Origin of the sequence: Aureibaculum marinum, from assembly GCF_003813905.1 — a bacterium.
In the GTDB taxonomy this organism is placed as follows: Bacteria; Bacteroidota; Bacteroidia; order Flavobacteriales; family Flavobacteriaceae; genus Aureibaculum; species Aureibaculum marinum.
Genome location: NZ_RPFJ01000009.1, coordinates 78,464 through 94,834 on the forward strand (window position 1 = coordinate 78,464; position 16,371 = coordinate 94,834).

General features: G+C 29.5%; 15 protein-coding genes and 1 tRNA gene. 7 read left to right on the forward strand and 9 right to left on the reverse strand.

Features of this window, described 5'->3' with window-relative positions; genetic code table 11:
- Positions 1-28: 28 nt before the first annotated feature.
- Positions 29-580 (reverse strand): crossover junction endodeoxyribonuclease RuvC, encoded by a 552-nt coding sequence (gene ruvC / locus EGM88_RS07930; protein ID WP_123897437.1) that lies wholly within the window; start codon positions 578-580, stop codon positions 29-31.
- An 83-nt stretch (positions 581-663) separates the two neighbouring features.
- Positions 664-1,599, reverse strand: coding sequence for a metallophosphoesterase family protein (locus tag EGM88_RS07935; protein ID WP_123897438.1), 936 nt, complete (start codon positions 1,597-1,599; stop codon positions 664-666).
- Between the two features lie 61 nt (positions 1,600-1,660).
- Between EGM88_RS07935 and EGM88_RS07940 the strand changes: the two genes are divergently transcribed.
- The 3 genes from EGM88_RS07940 to EGM88_RS07950 are packed head-to-tail and all read left to right on the forward strand — an operon-like array spanning position 1,661 to position 4,529.
- On the forward strand, positions 1,661-2,620 hold the full coding sequence (locus EGM88_RS07940) for a lysylphosphatidylglycerol synthase transmembrane domain-containing protein (protein WP_238988410.1): 960 nt from the start codon (positions 1,661-1,663) through the stop codon (positions 2,618-2,620).
- A 37-nt stretch (positions 2,621-2,657) separates the two neighbouring features.
- Positions 2,658-3,785 (forward strand): glycosyltransferase family 2 protein, encoded by a 1,128-nt coding sequence (locus tag EGM88_RS07945; protein ID WP_162497554.1) that lies wholly within the window; start codon positions 2,658-2,660, stop codon positions 3,783-3,785.
- 3 nt (positions 3,786-3,788) lie between these two features.
- A complete protein-coding gene (locus EGM88_RS07950) occupies positions 3,789-4,529 on the forward strand; it encodes a Bax inhibitor-1/YccA family protein (protein WP_123897440.1) in 741 nt (246 codons plus the stop codon).
- Positions 4,530-4,585: 56 nt separating this feature from the next.
- On the opposite strand, the gene EGM88_RS07955 is transcribed toward EGM88_RS07950, so the two are convergent.
- The 4 genes from EGM88_RS07955 to EGM88_RS07970 form a co-directional block, all read right to left on the reverse strand.
- Positions 4,586-5,068: a hypothetical protein gene (locus tag EGM88_RS07955; RefSeq protein WP_123897441.1), complete on the reverse strand. Its 483-nt coding sequence runs from the start codon at positions 5,066-5,068 to the stop codon at positions 4,586-4,588.
- A 47-nt stretch (positions 5,069-5,115) separates the two neighbouring features.
- Positions 5,116-6,366: a tetratricopeptide repeat protein gene (locus EGM88_RS07960; protein ID WP_123897442.1), complete on the reverse strand. Its 1,251-nt coding sequence runs from the start codon at positions 6,364-6,366 to the stop codon at positions 5,116-5,118.
- A gap of 18 nt (positions 6,367-6,384) precedes the next feature.
- Positions 6,385-8,139: a M56 family metallopeptidase gene (locus EGM88_RS07965; protein ID WP_123897443.1), complete on the reverse strand. Its 1,755-nt coding sequence runs from the start codon at positions 8,137-8,139 to the stop codon at positions 6,385-6,387.
- Positions 8,140-8,270: 131 nt separating this feature from the next.
- Positions 8,271-8,654, reverse strand: coding sequence for a BlaI/MecI/CopY family transcriptional regulator (locus EGM88_RS07970; protein ID WP_203229445.1), 384 nt, complete (start codon positions 8,652-8,654; stop codon positions 8,271-8,273).
- A gap of 125 nt (positions 8,655-8,779) precedes the next feature.
- Here EGM88_RS07970 and EGM88_RS07975 point away from each other — a divergent pair, with 125 nt between their 5' ends.
- From EGM88_RS07975 to EGM88_RS07990, 4 genes are all read left to right on the forward strand, one after another.
- Entirely contained in the window at positions 8,780-9,283 is a 504-nt protein-coding gene (locus EGM88_RS07975; RefSeq protein WP_123897445.1) for a DUF456 domain-containing protein, read from the forward strand.
- Between the two features lie 347 nt (positions 9,284-9,630).
- Positions 9,631-10,989, forward strand: a complete 1,359-nt coding sequence (locus tag EGM88_RS07980) for an NAD-dependent succinate-semialdehyde dehydrogenase (protein WP_123897446.1) — start codon at positions 9,631-9,633, stop codon at positions 10,987-10,989.
- 175 nt (positions 10,990-11,164) lie between these two features.
- Entirely contained in the window at positions 11,165-13,237 is a 2,073-nt protein-coding gene (locus tag EGM88_RS07985; RefSeq protein WP_123897447.1) for a hypothetical protein, read from the forward strand.
- A 351-nt stretch (positions 13,238-13,588) separates the two neighbouring features.
- Entirely contained in the window at positions 13,589-14,404 is an 816-nt protein-coding gene (locus tag EGM88_RS07990; protein WP_123897448.1) for a hypothetical protein, read from the forward strand.
- A gap of 370 nt (positions 14,405-14,774) precedes the next feature.
- Here the strand turns inward: EGM88_RS07990 and EGM88_RS07995 are convergent.
- The 3 genes from EGM88_RS07995 to trxA all read right to left on the reverse strand — a co-directional run bounded on the left by EGM88_RS07995 (position 14,775) and on the right by trxA (position 16,306).
- Positions 14,775-14,848, reverse strand: a tRNA-Asp gene (locus EGM88_RS07995).
- 64 nt (positions 14,849-14,912) lie between these two features.
- Positions 14,913-15,836 (reverse strand): DUF58 domain-containing protein, encoded by a 924-nt coding sequence (locus EGM88_RS08000; RefSeq protein ID WP_123897449.1) that lies wholly within the window; start codon positions 15,834-15,836, stop codon positions 14,913-14,915.
- Between the two features lie 152 nt (positions 15,837-15,988).
- Positions 15,989-16,306: a thioredoxin gene (gene trxA / locus EGM88_RS08005; RefSeq protein ID WP_123897450.1), complete on the reverse strand. Its 318-nt coding sequence runs from the start codon at positions 16,304-16,306 to the stop codon at positions 15,989-15,991.
- Positions 16,307-16,371: the final 65 nt, after the last annotated feature.

A 16,371-nucleotide genomic window follows, 5' to 3' on the forward strand; every position in this document is an offset into this window, starting at 1 on the left:
CACTTTTGCTATATGCTACAGAAAACCGCTACTTTATTTTATTAGGATTTTGCTTTACAAAAGCCCCCCATCCAGAATAACTTTTACCAACCTCAACACGACCATCATTATAAAAATGACAAACAGCAGCTGCTAAGCCATCTGTTGAATCTAAATTTTTGGGCAATTCTTTTATACCTAACGTACTTTGTAACATTTTAGCAACTTGCTCTTTACTAGCATTTCCGTTACCTGTAATTGCCATTTTTATCTTTTTGGGCGAATATTCTGTAATGGGTATTTGACGCGATAATCCAGCTGCCATAGCAACACCTTGAGCTCTACCTAACTTAAGCATACTTTGTACATTTTTACCAAAAAAAGGAGCCTCAATAGCAATTTCATCAGGGTGGTACGAATCTATCAACTCAATAGTACGTTCAAAAATAAGTTTGAGTTTTACATAATGATTGTCATATTTTTTGAGTTGTAATTCATTCAATTGCAAAAAATACATTTGTTTGTTAATCACTTTTATCAACCCAAACCCCATAATTGTAGTTCCTGGATCTATGCCTAATATAATTTTCTCTGAATTCAAATTTTTAAGTTAAGTATTCTTCACAAAACTAATCAATTACCAACTGATAGTAATATACAATTCTATAATCCTTTTAATAACTATTAGTATTGATGCGGATGATATGTATTTACTAATGTACCATCATCAAACAAATCTAGAATAGCATAACCTGGTGGTGTTTCTCTATACCAATATTTTTGTGCAGAATGCTCGTCACCTTCTTCCCACCAAGCACCACTTAATGCTCCTGTAACATAATAGTTTACATTATTATACACTCCAGCATCTACTAAATGGATATGACCACTAATGCAATGTATTTTTTTATCTTTATGCTTATAGAATATTTTTGTTATTTCACTAAAATCTTTATGATTCCCATTTTTAAAAACTCCACATAAACTTAAAATAGGACAATGAGACATTATTAAAATAGGCGTTTCTTTAGAAACTTTGTCTAAATCTTCAGCCAACCATTCTCGCTGTATTTCACCTAACGAAATGGTACTATCATTCATGCTGTCTAAAATAATAAAATGCCAACCTTCTCTATCAAAACTATAATAAGTAGATGGCATTTTTAATTGTTTTACCACATATTGTTTTCCATACATTGGGTCTGATTTGTCAGGAGCTGCCCACCACATATCGTGATTTCCCAAACAGCTATACATTTCATATTCAGAAAACTCACTTCTCAAATCATTCCATATATCCCACTGTTCTTTAGTTCTTTCTCTAGTTATACGTTTATAATTAGCTGCATAAATAATATCACCTCCGTTCATAAAAAAATCAACATTATGCTTTTTTATATCCGCTAAACATTTCTTAAAACGATTAGGAGCATTATGCTCTGGCCTCATATGAACATCTGTAATATGTGCAATTCTTAAAAGTCTATTTCTATTTTTTGAATTAATATTCTTTGTAGTAGCTGAAGCTATGGGTGACATTGTAATTGCCCCTGCAACGAAACCCATTTTTTTTATAGCAGATCTTCGGTTTGAACTAAATTTGTGGTTGGTTTTACTCATTATTATCAGGTTAAAATAAATAATTGCTTAATTTGCACTCTAGCTACTAAAATACGATTCATTGCCAAACAAAACTAAAAAATTCTCTTTTTTTCTTATTAAACTGGCTATTGTTGTTGGAGCTTTTTACTTTATCTATGATAAAACAATTCATAATCCGCAACTTAACTTTCAAGATTTTATCAATCAACTTGAATATAGCATTGCTGAAAGTTATAAAACCATTTTTACATTACTAGGCTTTACCATTTTTAATTGGTTGTTTGAAATTTTAAAATGGCAAAAATTAGTTTCTATTGTAAAACATATCACTTTTTACAATTCTTTACAACAGAGCTTAGGATCACTTACTGCCTCTTTGTTTACCCCAAATAGAATTGGCGAATATGGTGCAAAAGCCATCTATTACAAAAAAGGAAATAGACGAAAAATAATGTTGCTAAATCTTCTTGGCAATATGAGCCAAATGAGTGTTACTCTAACATTAGGAGCTATAGGTTTACTCTATATTTTTATAAACTTTAAGTTAGAAATTGATGTTTATCGTTTTAAAAAACTAGGCTATTTAGTAGCTATAGTATTATTAATTGTATTAGGAATTGGCTTAAAGGGCTTTAAAAAAATTAGAGGTTTTTACATTGATAAAATTATTCTTTTTGTAAAAAAAATGTCTTTAAAATCACATTTAACCATAGTGTTATTTTCTTTTTTACGGTATCTAATATTCTCTCACCAGTTTTATTTTTTACTAATCATTTTTGAGGTTAACCTTGATTATTTAACTTGCATGAGTCTGATTACAGCTATGTATTTTTTAGCCTCTATAGTTCCAAGTTTAGCATTATTAGATTGGTTAGTTAAAGGCTCTGTTGCTATTTGGATATTTAGTTTGGTATCTGTTAATGAATTAATAATTGTTACAATAACCTTATTAATGTGGATACTCAATTTTGGAATACCCGCTATTATAGGAAGTTATTTTGTATTAAATTTCAAACTTCCTAGTATTGAAAATGAATAAGAAATGATGGCTTTAAAAATATAGAATTTATTTTATTTTGGAATTGATATCAATACTCATATTGCTATGTTATGGAACTTTACTAATTGCTCTTGTTATTGGGTTTGATAGTGTGTCTATTTTTGAAGAAAAATCACAGCCTCCAACTACCAAGTTTTCAATTATTATTCCTTTTCGGAATGAAAAAGACAACCTCAACAACCTGCTTAAAAGTCTTGTTTTACTTAATTATCATAAAAATTATTTTGAAATTTTAATGGTAAATGACCAGTCTACTGATAATTCTGTTGAACTTATTCAACTTTTTAAAACACAACATCCAAATTTACCCATTGTTATCTTAGAAAATAATAGGAAAACAATTTCACCGAAAAAAGATGCTATTAAAACAGCAATTGACAAAGCTCAATTTGAATGGATAATTTCTACAGATGCCGATTGTACCGTACCTAAAAATTGGTTAAATACGTTTAATACGTTTATACTAATCAATAAACCAAAATTAATTGCAGCTCCTGTTACTTACAAGGTTAGCAATTCCTTTTTAGATCAGTTTCAATTGTTTGACTTTTTAAGCTTACAAGCTTCTACTATTGGCGGATTTGGATTAAAAAAACCTTTTTTATGCAATGGAGCTAATCTTTGTTACGAAAAATCTGTTTTCAATGAGATCAACGGCTTTAAAGACAATGACAAAATTGCGAGTGGAGATGACATTTTTTTACTAGAAAAAATACATAAAAAATACCCTAAAAAAGTACATTTTTTAAAATCTAAAGAGGCACTTGTTTATACCAAACCAGAACCCTCAATAACATCTTTAATTTCACAACGTGTACGTTGGGCTTCTAAAACAACATCGGTTAATAACTCCTTCACAAAACTAGTAGGAGTAATTGTAATGGCTATGAATTTTTTATGGGCTGCTGCAATTGTACTCTTGGTGTTAAACCTAATAAGTTGGCACTATTTATTTACTATTATTACTGCTAAATTTATTTTAGATTTTATACTGCTACAGCGAATATTTCATTTTTATAAACATCGCTTACATTTTCATAGATTTTTACTAAACAGTTGCTGCTACCCGTTTTTTAGTATGTTTGTTATCTTTTTATCCTTAAAAAAAGGATACCGTTGGAAAAACAGGTCATTTAAAAAATAATATATGGCACTACTTAATTACAAAACTTCAAATCCTGTTTTTAGCGGATACATTTGGAAATACAATCGTAATTCTGTCTCAAAAATGACTTTAAATGGTGTGTTTCTGAAATCGCTTTTTTCTATTTTTCTAGTAAGTTTAACCACTTGGTATGTTTGGGATTTAGTTACCAAAGGTCTTGATGTTGACTATTATACCTATGGAGGAATGGCAGCAGCTGTTGTATTTAGTATTATCACATCTTACAAGAAAAAATGGTCGCCAGTTACTACTCCGCTCTATGCGTTGTCAAAAGGACTATTTTTAGGTGGTATTTCTGCATATGCAGAGGCTAAATTTGAAGGCATGCCCATACGGGCTGTTAGTGTTACTCTACTAACTTTTATTATAATGCTATTACTGTATAAAGCCAAAATTGTTGTAGTTACCAAGCAATTTAGAAGTGTTTTAATTACGGTAATTATTACCATAATGAGTATCTATATTATCAGTTGGATTTTAGGCATTTTCGGTATTTACTTACCTTATATTATGGGTACTTCTTGGTTTGCTATAGGTTTTAATATTATTACGGCTATTGTTGCTTCATTTTCATTACTACTTGATTTTGATTTTATTGACAGAAAGTTATACAAAGCTCCAAAATATTACGAATGGGTGGCTACTTGGGGAATACTGGTTACTCTTATTTGGCTATATGTAGAAGTACTTCGGTTGATGAAAAAATTAGTAATACGCTTATAAAGAAACACATCAAATTGCACTTTTATTCTTCAGATTTTTTTAAAGAAAACTAAAGACTAAATCGTTTTTACCTCAACTGCCATCCGATATTGCGATTTTACAAAAATTCCACGTTTCACTGCCGGTTTCATACTTGGCAATCGTTGAATACTTACTTTAAGTATTTCTTTAAAATCAGGAATTTGTTCGTCAATAGCATTAGTAGAATTTACATTAACAAGGCTCGCTCTTCCTGTATTATCAATCAAAATATCAATCCATGCAGTATCATTTACAGCTTCTTGTACTTTTATATCAGCTTTATTTAAAGATTCACTTAATTTTTGGGTTAATGTATTTTGGAAACATTCCTTTTGATTATCATTTTCTGCAAAATTTTCACAATCTGAAAAAATAGGATAAGTATCAACTTTAGTAAAATCAATAACCGTATTAACTACTTCCAAGTTACTTTTTGACGACGTTGAATTGGACGAAAAGTACTCGCAAGAAGTAAATAATAATATAAAAAAAAGAAAACTTACGGTTCGCTTTAGCATTGTTAATTGATATAACAACGAAAGTACAATTTTTTAATAAAAAAACCCTATTCCTGTTCTTCTCCTTTCATAAAATATTCTTTATTTATCTCTTTAATACGAGATTTTGCATACAAAGTAGATTTTTTATCATAAGTAGAAAATTTTTCTACATATTCCTCATAATGTCTTAAAGCTATTTTTTTATCTTTATAATAATCGTCAGACAACATTGCCAATTGAAAAAGCAACTGAAAATTTCTAGGATTATTTTTATAACCTTCCTCAAAAGAGGTTAATGCCCTTTTAATTTTTCCTTGTTCTAGCTGTACTTTTCCTAACTCAAAATAATTCTTATCAACATCAGGTTTTTGAAACATAATTGACATCATAAAACTCATTTCAGCTTTATCATATTCTTGCATTGCTGCATGTACCAATCCAATATTAAACAAGGTATTTACATCCTTAAAATCAACTTTTTTCACCTTATTAAAATACAACAAAGCTTTTTCATAATCTTTTAACTTGTAATAACTTAACCCGAATAACTTATTTACAAATGGCGTTTTAAAATTTAAAATTTCTAACTTTTTTAAATATACTATAGTTGAGTCATATTCTTTCTTTAAAAACTGATTTTGAGCTTTTAGCTGTAAGAAATTTAAATTATCAGAATCGATTTCCAGTCCTTTATCTATAAAAAGATCGGCCGAATCTCTCACTTTAACTTTATTATAATATTTTGCCAGTTGATACATACTTTTAATATGAGCAGTATCTAATCGAAAGGCTTCTAAATAGGGTTTCAAGGGATCTTTTTTTATCTTAGTTAAAACTTCTCCCAATTCATAATGATAATTCGGATTTTCAGAATCTTTGGCAATCAATCCTTTTAATAAAACAATAGCTTCGGTAGTTTTTCTATTTGCAGCATATAATTTGGCCAAATTGTATTGCAAGAATAAATTATCAGGATTGTCTTTTAAAACCTCACTTTGCAATTGCATTGCTTTTTTAGTGTTACCAGCATATTGATAACATTTACCCAATTGTTCTTTTATTTTATCGGAAGGATTCATTGCATATGCTCTATCATAGTATTTTATAGCATTGGCATAATTACCCGTTTTCTGATAAATAGATGCTATTTTAAAAAGCACTTCTTCCGATGGGTTTTCATCTGCCTTTAATTGCTTTAAAGCCAATTGGTAATTCCCTGTTTCTAAAGATGTATCTGCAACAGTTAAAACCGATGTTTGAGCATCGATTTTAACAATAAATACTATAAAAAGTAATACAGCTATATTTTTATGCATAGAGAAATAGTATGTAAATTACAGGGTAACTATATAATTGTTATTCTCAGAAATCTTAATTTCAGTACTTGGCAATCCTTTAAAGTTTATTAACAAAATCTCACCTTTTGCCGCTTTTATTTTAAAATTACCGTCAAAATCGGTTACAGCTACTTTATCTGTTCCTTTAATAAATATCGTTACACCTGGTAATCCCATTAATTTACCTGAAACAAGGCCCTTTACATTACCCGAAATGACGCCACTGTTGACAGAATGATCTATTGATGCTTGTACACTGGGCTTACTTTCTAAAACCATTTCTTCTTGAGCACTCTCTTTATCGGCAATCATTAATGTAATAGGTAACGCATACTTAACTGCTACTTTTTCACCTTGATGCTCTCCTGGAATCATTTTAGGCAAGCTACTTACAACTCGAATGGCTTCATCTTCTAAAGCTTGATGAGGACCACGAGCTTTTACATCTTCTATATTACCTTCTTTACCTATTTTAAAAGTTGTTATCACTCTTTTTTTGCCTGGATCTAGCCCTAGATCTTTAGCCAAATTTGTATTAAATTTTTGAAGCACAAACTTTTGAATACTTTCTTGTAAGCATTTTTTATTGTCTTCTGCATTTTCACAATCAGGAAAAATTGGAGCATTTTCAATTATTGCAAAGGGAACGTCTTCACCTTCAAAAGTTTCATCAATTTGCTGAGTTTCCATTACTCCATATATTTTTCTTTGCTCTCTCTTTTCAAGTAGATACCGATAAAGTTGTTCTCTTATTTCGTTTTTTTTCTCTGAATCTATATCTGTTAAATTTTTTAACTTATCTAATTCCTCTATAATTTTATCTAATCTCTCATCAATAAATTTTTCGGTTTTTGGGTCTCGCTCCAACAATTCTTCAAGCTCATTATCATTTTCTAATATTGGCTCACTTTTCTCACAAGATGTGTACAATAACATTCCCATTAATATAGGCACTAGTAATACGTACTTAAACTTCAGTATTTGCTTAGATTTTTTTTTGTTTAACATGAGTATTCGTTTTTTTAGTAATGATTGTTTAAAAAATGGATTGATAAATGATATATTTTGTACACCAAATGTTTCTGATAATAAGTGGTTAAAATAATTAGCTTTGTTTTCTATTTTTATCGCTTTTGAATCCGCAATAAACTCATGCAATTCAGATATTCTTGCTTGGTACAAATAACTGTACGGATTAAACCAAAACACAATTTTTTGCAACTCAAAAAACAATAAATCTAAACTGTGCTTTTGTTGTACATGCACCAACTCATGTTCAATAATTTGAGCTTTGTTATTACTTTCCTTTCCTAAAAAAATGTAATTGAAAAAAGAAAACGCCTTATTGTTTTGCAACCACACCAAATAATAATTGGAAGTATATTCTATATCATTAGCAACTATCAATTTTATTACCTTATACAGCTTAATAAGAAATAAAACACTCGCAACGGTAAAACCAAGCCAAAAAACCACCTTTAAAACTAGAAAAAAGGTAACTGGCTGATTCATTTGTTGCTTAATTACAACCGCAGGATTCAAAACCACTTCTGGCAATAGCACCACATATTCTTGAGGTATAAACTCTTGTACGTTATTAATCTTTATCAACGGAATCACATACGCCAACACTGAAGTTGCCATTAAATAGACCCTGTTCCATTGAAAAAAGGTTTCTCTTTTCAAAAATATGTCATAAACTGCTAAAAACAGTGTTTGAAAAAGTAGTACTTTGATAATATAATCTAACATATTATTGTGTTTTAAAACGGAAGTCGACAGACTGAAAACCAAGGTTATATTTAAATTTTTACTTTTACAGACTGAAAACCTGATTAATTAATAGAGAGGTTCTAAGTTATTTAAGTAACACTTAATCCCTATTAATTTGTTGTATCACTCTTATCTTCTTCCGACATGTTTATCTCTTTCATAATGCTTTCTAATTCTTTAATATTCACATCATTTTTCTGAACAAAAAAGGATACCATACTTTTAAAAGAGCCTCCAAAATAACCATCCATTAATTTGTGTAAACTTTGATTACTATAAGAAGATTTTTCAACCAGAGGAAAGTATTTATATCCCTTTCCATAAGTTTGATGGTCTACAAACTTTTTATCCTCCAAAATTCTAACTATAGTAGAAACTGTATTGTACGCAGGCTTTGGTTCTGGAAATTTTTCAATTATCTCTTTAACAGTACACAACTCAAGATCCCACATAATTTGCATTATCTGCTCCTCTGCTTTTGTTAATTGTTTCATTATCTTTTAGTATTAAATTAATCTTCTTCTGCAAATATAACTAAAAAATTAGTTTGAACTAATTTTTTAGTTATAAACTTTGTAACAAACTTTAAATATCTTCGTCAAATAAATAAAAAAAAATAATGGATATACTTTTATTAATAATTGGTGGATGCCTAATGATACTAGGGTTAATCGGGTCATTTTTACCTGTTTTACCAGGACCTTTTACAGGATGGCTCGGACTTTTAATTTTACACCTAACCAATGCCATACCTATGAACTGGACTTTTTTAGGCATAACCCTTGGTGTTGCTTTGCTTATTTGGGTGCTTGACTACATTATACCGGCAGTAGGAACAAAAAAATTTGGAGGAAGCAAATCTGGAGCCATTGGCACCACGATAGGTTTATTAGTAGGACTGTTCTCTCCTATTCCTTTCGGCTTTATTATAGGTGCATTTGTAGGTGCTTTTATTGGTGAACTAATGCACGACAGTAAAGACACTAAAAGAGCCATCAAAGCTAGTTTTGGTTCTTTTCTTGGTTTTTTATTCTCTACAACTGTAAAATTTCTAGTAAGTCTAGTGTTTTTAGTATTGTTTATCAGTAAAGCTTATGACAATTGGTATCAATTAATAGGATAGGAAATCAATATAGATAATAGCAAAAAGGAGCTCCTAAATAGGCAACTCCTTTTCTATGAATTGGGTCAAAATGTTTTCTAATATCTAAGAGAGATATTTCTTTTTTAGTTGATTGATTTTTGTAAATGTTTCTTTTTAGGGACTTATAAAAAGTTTACTTTATGTTTCACTTACATCAATAAAACAATTTACTTAAAAAAACTCCTACCCTAATAGTATTTCTTATCAAAAACATTACTCCATATTTTCTTCGGTATTGCAAAAATTAACACGCTACTTTTAGTACCTTTGAAGATATCAATTGCTACTCAAAAAACACAATAAACTTTTACCAAAAAAAATAAAGGATGAGCACTATAAAAACAGTAAATCCATACAACGGAAAACAAATTGCTGAATATAAAGAACATTCCAACAGTGAGATAAATGAACTATTATCACAATCACAAAACACTTTTTACGACTGGAAACTAACATCCATTCCAGAAAGAGTAACCCTTTTAAAAAAACTAAGTAATTTACTTCTTAAAAAGAAAGAAGAATTAGCAGCATTAATAACAGCAGAAATGGGTAAACCAATTAAACAAAGTATTGCTGAAATAGAAAAATGCAGTACTGTTTGTGAATTTTATGCTATTAATGCTGATGACTTTTTAGCAGATGAACTGATAGATACCGAAGCACAAGAAAGCTTTATAAGTTACGATCCGTTAGGTTGCATATTAGCCATTATGCCTTGGAATTTTCCTTTTTGGCAAGTATTTCGTTTTGCAGCTCCTACGTTAACTGCAGGTAATACAGCCATTTTAAAACATGCATCAAATACTACTGGCTGTGCTCTTGCTATTCAAAATTTATTTGAAGAAGCCGGTTATCCAAAAGGATGCTTCCAAACCGTAATTGCAGGGCATAAAAAAATAGAAACTATAATTGAAAATGATATTGTAAAAGCTGTTACATTAACTGGTAGTGAAAACGCAGGACGTAAAATTGCAGCTATTGCTGGTAAAAATTTAAAAAAATCAGTATTAGAATTAGGAGGAAACAATGCTTGTATTGTTTGGGAAGATGCCAATTTAGATTTGTATTTAGACACCATGGTTAATTCTAGAATGTTAAATGCAGGCCAAAGTTGTATTGCTGCAAAAAGATTTATAGTTGTTGAGGATATTTATGACGAATTTTTAAATAAATTTAAAGATAAAATCAGTCAACTAAAAGTGGGTAACCCAATGGATACCTCAACAGATATTGCCACCTTAGCAAGAGCAGACTTAGCTAAAAAAGTTAAAGAACAGGTTGATGATTCTATTAAAAAAGGAGCGATAGTTTACTTTGGTAATGCATGTAAAAACACCACTTACCAACCCACAATTATAACTAATGTAAAACCTGACATGCCTTTATTTAACGAAGAAATTTTTGGCCCTGTAGCCGCAATAATAAAAGCAAAAAACAGAGCAGAAACTATACAAATGGCTTCCAATACCAAATTTGGATTAGGCACAATGCTTTTTACAGAAGATATAGAAGCTGCTAGAGCACAAATTGACCATATAGAAGATGGTTCTTTTTTTGTAAATGAACTTACTAAATCAGATGCTAGATTGCCCTTTGGAGGTACAAAAATTTCAGGATATGGTAGAGAACTTTCTAAAGAAGGAATGTTAGCTTTTGTCAACAAAAAAACGGTTTATGTAAAATAGGGCTCTATTCCTTCCAAATTTGTCAGTAAATTAGTTTTAAAAACTGCTTATCATTTGTTTACTTTCCGTTAAAAATTACTAAACTTAGATATAGGCATAGTTGCTATTTTTTCATACCTTAGATGCGACAAAATAGCACCCTATTCTAATGCAACTATTTTAGATAAAAAGACCCATGACAGATAATGTAATTATAGAAAATCAGTATAAAAGAACTCGCTTATTTGAAAAAGAAAATGTGAATTATCTGGTTCATGTTTTAAAACGATTTAATACAGTACCAAAAATTAATAACATCAATATTATTGCTTCTTCTGACAAGCCTAATACATTTAAAATTGTACCTAATAAAGCTATTATAATTGGGCAATCTCTTTTAAAAAATCCGGTATTAGCTTTAGTCTATTTAAGATATGGTATTGAATGGCAACTTTGGTTTAAAGCATTAAATACTGAAAAAAAAGATACTATTTTATGTGACATAGCGGCTCTTGAAGTAACTAGAATATTTTATAAGTTATTATTTAAAGATGATAAAGAAAAATTAAAATCTCTTGATTCTTACTTAATTAATTTAATTAAAAGTGATGAAGATTTAGACACCAAATCTTTGTCAAAATATAAAGATTTAGAAGCTTTTCATGGACTAGAAAGTAAAACTAGAACTTTTAAAGAATCTTGGAAACCTATTGTTGAAAATTTGGCAAAACCTACTGAATATTTATTAATGGCAGGTGGTGATCTTAGATTAAATATTGACGAAATTAATTTATTAAACAAATATGGATGTAGACCATTTCCAAGACCGGATGCCTTTACATTTGCTTCTTCAACCGCTACAAGTGTATCTAATTTTGCATTTGACAAAACAGACAAGGTTAGAAGTATATTAATTAAAAATAGCTTAAAAAATGGGTTTAAAAATGCTACTATTCAGTTTTCTGAATTGCTAAAAAACAATTTGAGAAAAATTTTTAAACTCAGTAATGAATGTGAAATAATATTTTCTCCTTCAGGTACAGATTCTGCATTGCAAATAGCAGCCATAACTCAAATTATTTCTGATAAAGACATTACACATATTTTAGTAGCTTCTGATGAAACTGGTAGTGGTGTACCTGCAGCATTAAAAGGATGTCATTTTGAAAACACAACCGCTCTAAATTATCCTGTAAAAAAAGGAGAAAAAATTGATGGTTTTAGAGATATTGATTTAATAAAAATTCCTTTTAGAGACCAAAACGGAACTTTAAAACCATCAAGCCAATTAGACAAAGAAATATTTAATGCCGTTTCTGAAACTAATAAATTGGGCAGACATGTAGTATTACACACTATGGATCATTCAAAATTAGGATATCAATCTCCTAGTAAAAAGATGATGCATGATTTAGATACACTTGACAATTTATCAATACAAATTGTTGTAGATGCAGCCCAACTTAGATTAGATCCAACAGACATACAAAATTATTTAAACAAAGGCTACATTGTAACGATAACAGGTAGCAAATACTTTACAGGTCCTCCATATTCTGGAGCATTAATTATTCCTAAAAAAGTTGGTAAATTAATTCATTCTGTAAAAAATGTATTGCCTAAAGGATTAACCAACTATTACAATCATTCTGACTGGCCAACTTCATGGTTATGTTCAAATGACTTATCTGACGGATACAATTATGGCTCTTATATGCGTTGGAATGCTGCCATAGTTGAAATGGAAAGGTATTACAAGACTCCTATTTTATATAGAAATATGGGTATTGAAATGTTTTGCAATTTTGTAGAAGATTCTATTAAAGATGCTTCTTTTTTAGAACCAATTTATGATAGCGAAACTAAAACCAACAGTTATAATAGTAAAGAATTTGGTATAAGAAATGTACGTACCATTTTCCCTTTCTTTATTCTTAAAAACAACGAGGTTTTATCTGTTGCAAATGTTAAAAAACTATATACACTTTTAAATTCTGACTTATCAGATCATTTTAAAAATGCTCCTCTAGAAATTATTAGACTTGCAGCTCAAAAATGTCATATTGGACAAGCTGTAAATGTAAAATATAATAATGCTATTGAAAGTGCCATTTTAAGAATTAGCTTAGGAGCTAGAGTAATTTCAGAAAGCTGGGTAAATAGAGATATTAGCCTGTTTTTCAGAAATATAGAAGCACAAATGGATCAAATTACGGTTATTATTAAAAAAATAGAATTGATTCTTAATGATCCTGATTTGTTAGACTAATTGATATATACGGATTAGTAGTTTATAGATACTGGCAATGGTTGTACGTATAATGAGCTGAAAGCACCTATATAAGACTTTCTGCTGCGTCACTAGACCTTGCCTTCTTATAATCGTAATATATTAATACCTAATTCTAAAACCTCAATAAAACAAAAGATAGTACACAACATATTTAAATTTTAGAGTTAATAAAATATAATTATTTTTATAACTCAGATATAGTTTAATTAGTCGTGAAACATGAGAAGATTAATTTATTTAATAGTATTTATTTCGAACTACTTACTATCCCAAAATGTAACAACTAAATTTTTCACAAAAGGTTATATAAACTTAGAACCTAAAATAATGACAGAATCAGTTTGTTCATTTAAAAAAGGAAAAACTGTTGGTATAATCTCCTATTTTGGTCTTGATTGGTGGAAAGTAAACTTTAATGACTGTATAGGGTATGTGAAATCTAATGTTTTAATATTAAATGATGATATGGAAAATCTGAAAACGCAAAAATTAAGAAATGACGAATTTTTGCTTAAGGAGTCTATGCAGATTAAAGATAGCATTAGTCTAATCAAGATTAAACAAGATAGTATTGCTTTAATTAATAAAAAAAAGGATAGTATTCGAATTAAGAAAGCTATAAAAGATTCTACAGTAATTGCTTTTGTAAAAAAAGGGGCGAAGTTCAGAGTTAACCCAGATTTAATGTCCGAATTATTAATCCCCGAATTAAAAGAAAGTAAAGAAGTTATATTAAAAGATTACAAAAATCGATATTTTAAAGCATGTATTGATTCCAAGTGTGGATTTATTAATAGTATTTGGGTTATTGAGAATAAAGATGTCAAAGAACTAGTAAGAGTTAGAAAGATAGAAAGTATTGCTAGAAAATATCAAGAAAGCTTAAAAAGGATTGAATTAAAAGAGCAAGAAAGAATAAAACAAGAAAAAAGAATCTTAAAAAAATACGGAAAGAAAATATATGATAAACTAAAAGCTGGATATTATTGGATTGGTATGAATAAAGAAATGACAATTTTTTCACTAGGCGAACCTAATGACATAAACAAAAGCGTTGGTTCTTGGGGAGTTCATGAGCAATGGGTTTATGAAGGCTTGTATTTATATTTTGAAAATGGTATTGTAACTTCATATCAAAATTGACAAAATTTAAAGAATCATATTACTATCAATGATAGTTTTTGACACTATAAAAAACTTTAAGCTATATAGTCTCATTCCTCTAATCATTGTACATTAACTAAAATTAGGATTTGTTACCATCTATTCATTTGCAATAAGTTCTAGACAATCTATTTTGGTGTGTAAGAAAATCTTATAATGCAAAAAAGAAAATTTATATTTTCAAGTAAATTGTTGGAAATATATTGAATTCTAAAACCTCTATAAAACAAAAAAGCATCCCATTTGGGAAGCTTTTCATCGACTAACTCTTTAAGCTAGAGTAATTTATATGTAAATTACTAAAAACAACACAACATTATTAAAACTTCTCGACTTTTAGAAATTTTAGCGGTCTGGACGGGACTCGAACCCGCGACCCCCTGCGTGACAGGCAGGTATTCTAACCAGCTGAACTACCAAACCGTTGCTTAAAGCGAGTGCAAATATAAACTCGTTTTTTAAAATAGCAAAACCTTTTGCAAAATATTTACAAAAATCTTTTTCTACTGACTAAATAAGTAGTGAGAATCTGCTCAAAACCTTGATTTATATCTACAGGAACATATTCAATTTTATACTGCATACACTTCATTTTCAAAGCATTAAAATACTTCTCTACAATAGACTTATACCCTTCCTTAACAGTATCAGCATATAAATTAATAAATTCTCCAGTTTCTACATCTACAAATCTTTTTGGAGTATTATCAAAATTAAAATTTAACTCTTTTTGACTGTCAAAGGTATGAAACAGTACTACTTCGTGCTTATTGTACTTTAAATGACGTAAAGCTTCAAATAAACTTTCTTCTTCTTTATCTGCCTGAAACATATCTGTAAATAGAAATAATAACGACCTTCTATGAATTTTATCTGCTACCTCATGCAATGCATCAAAAGTTTTTGTTTTTGCCTTAGATTGCTCTGTTAAAAGTTTTTCTAATTGATGCAATAGCATTCGTCTATGCCTTTCACTTCCTTTGGCAGGAGCATAATATTCGTTTACATCTGAATAAACACTTAGCCCATAAGCATCTCGTTGGCGTTTCAAAATTTCTAATAATGCAGCAGAAGCAATAACTGAAAATCCTATTTTATTTAAGTGCTCTAAATTAGGATTTTTGATCTGAGGATAGTGCATTGATGCCGAATTATCAATAATTAAATGGCATCTTAAATTTGTTTCTTCTTCGTATCGCTTTACAAAAAGCTTATCTGTTTTGGCAAATAACTTCCAGTCAATATGTTTTGTACTTTCACCTTTATTATACAAACGATGTTCTGCAAATTCAACTGAAAAGCCATGAAATGGACTTTTATGCAACCCTGTAATAAAACCTTCAACCACCTGATTGGCTAACAACTCTAAGTTTTTTATTCCGCTAATATTTTTCGCTTCTTGAATGGACATTAGAATGTATTTATTGAATGTTATTACCTTTTATAGGTTAGTAGTTCTCTAAAGTAATAATAACTACAGAATTTGGAAGTTAAATAAAAAAGGTCTGTATCTAACATTGAAACAAACCTTTTTTACAAAATCTAAGATATTTATATTTAATCTTAAATTAACGCTTCTAATTTTTCAGTATATGTTGCTTTTGGTGCTACACCAACTTGTTTGTCAACTACTTCACCACCTTTAAATATTAAAATAGTAGGGATGTTTCTAACACCATATTTTGCAGCAAATTCTTGATTTGCATCTACATCTACTTTTGCCACTACTGCTTTACCTTCAAAATCGGCACTTAATTCTTCAACTGTTGGAGCCAACATTCTACAAGGACCACACCAAGCTGCCCAAAAGTCAACTAAAACTGGTTTTTCTGATTTCAATACTACGTCTAAAAAATTAGCATCTGTAACTTCTATTGCCATATCGTTTATATTATTGTTATTACTATTATTATAGATTACAAAAGTAGCAATTATTTTGTCAACTA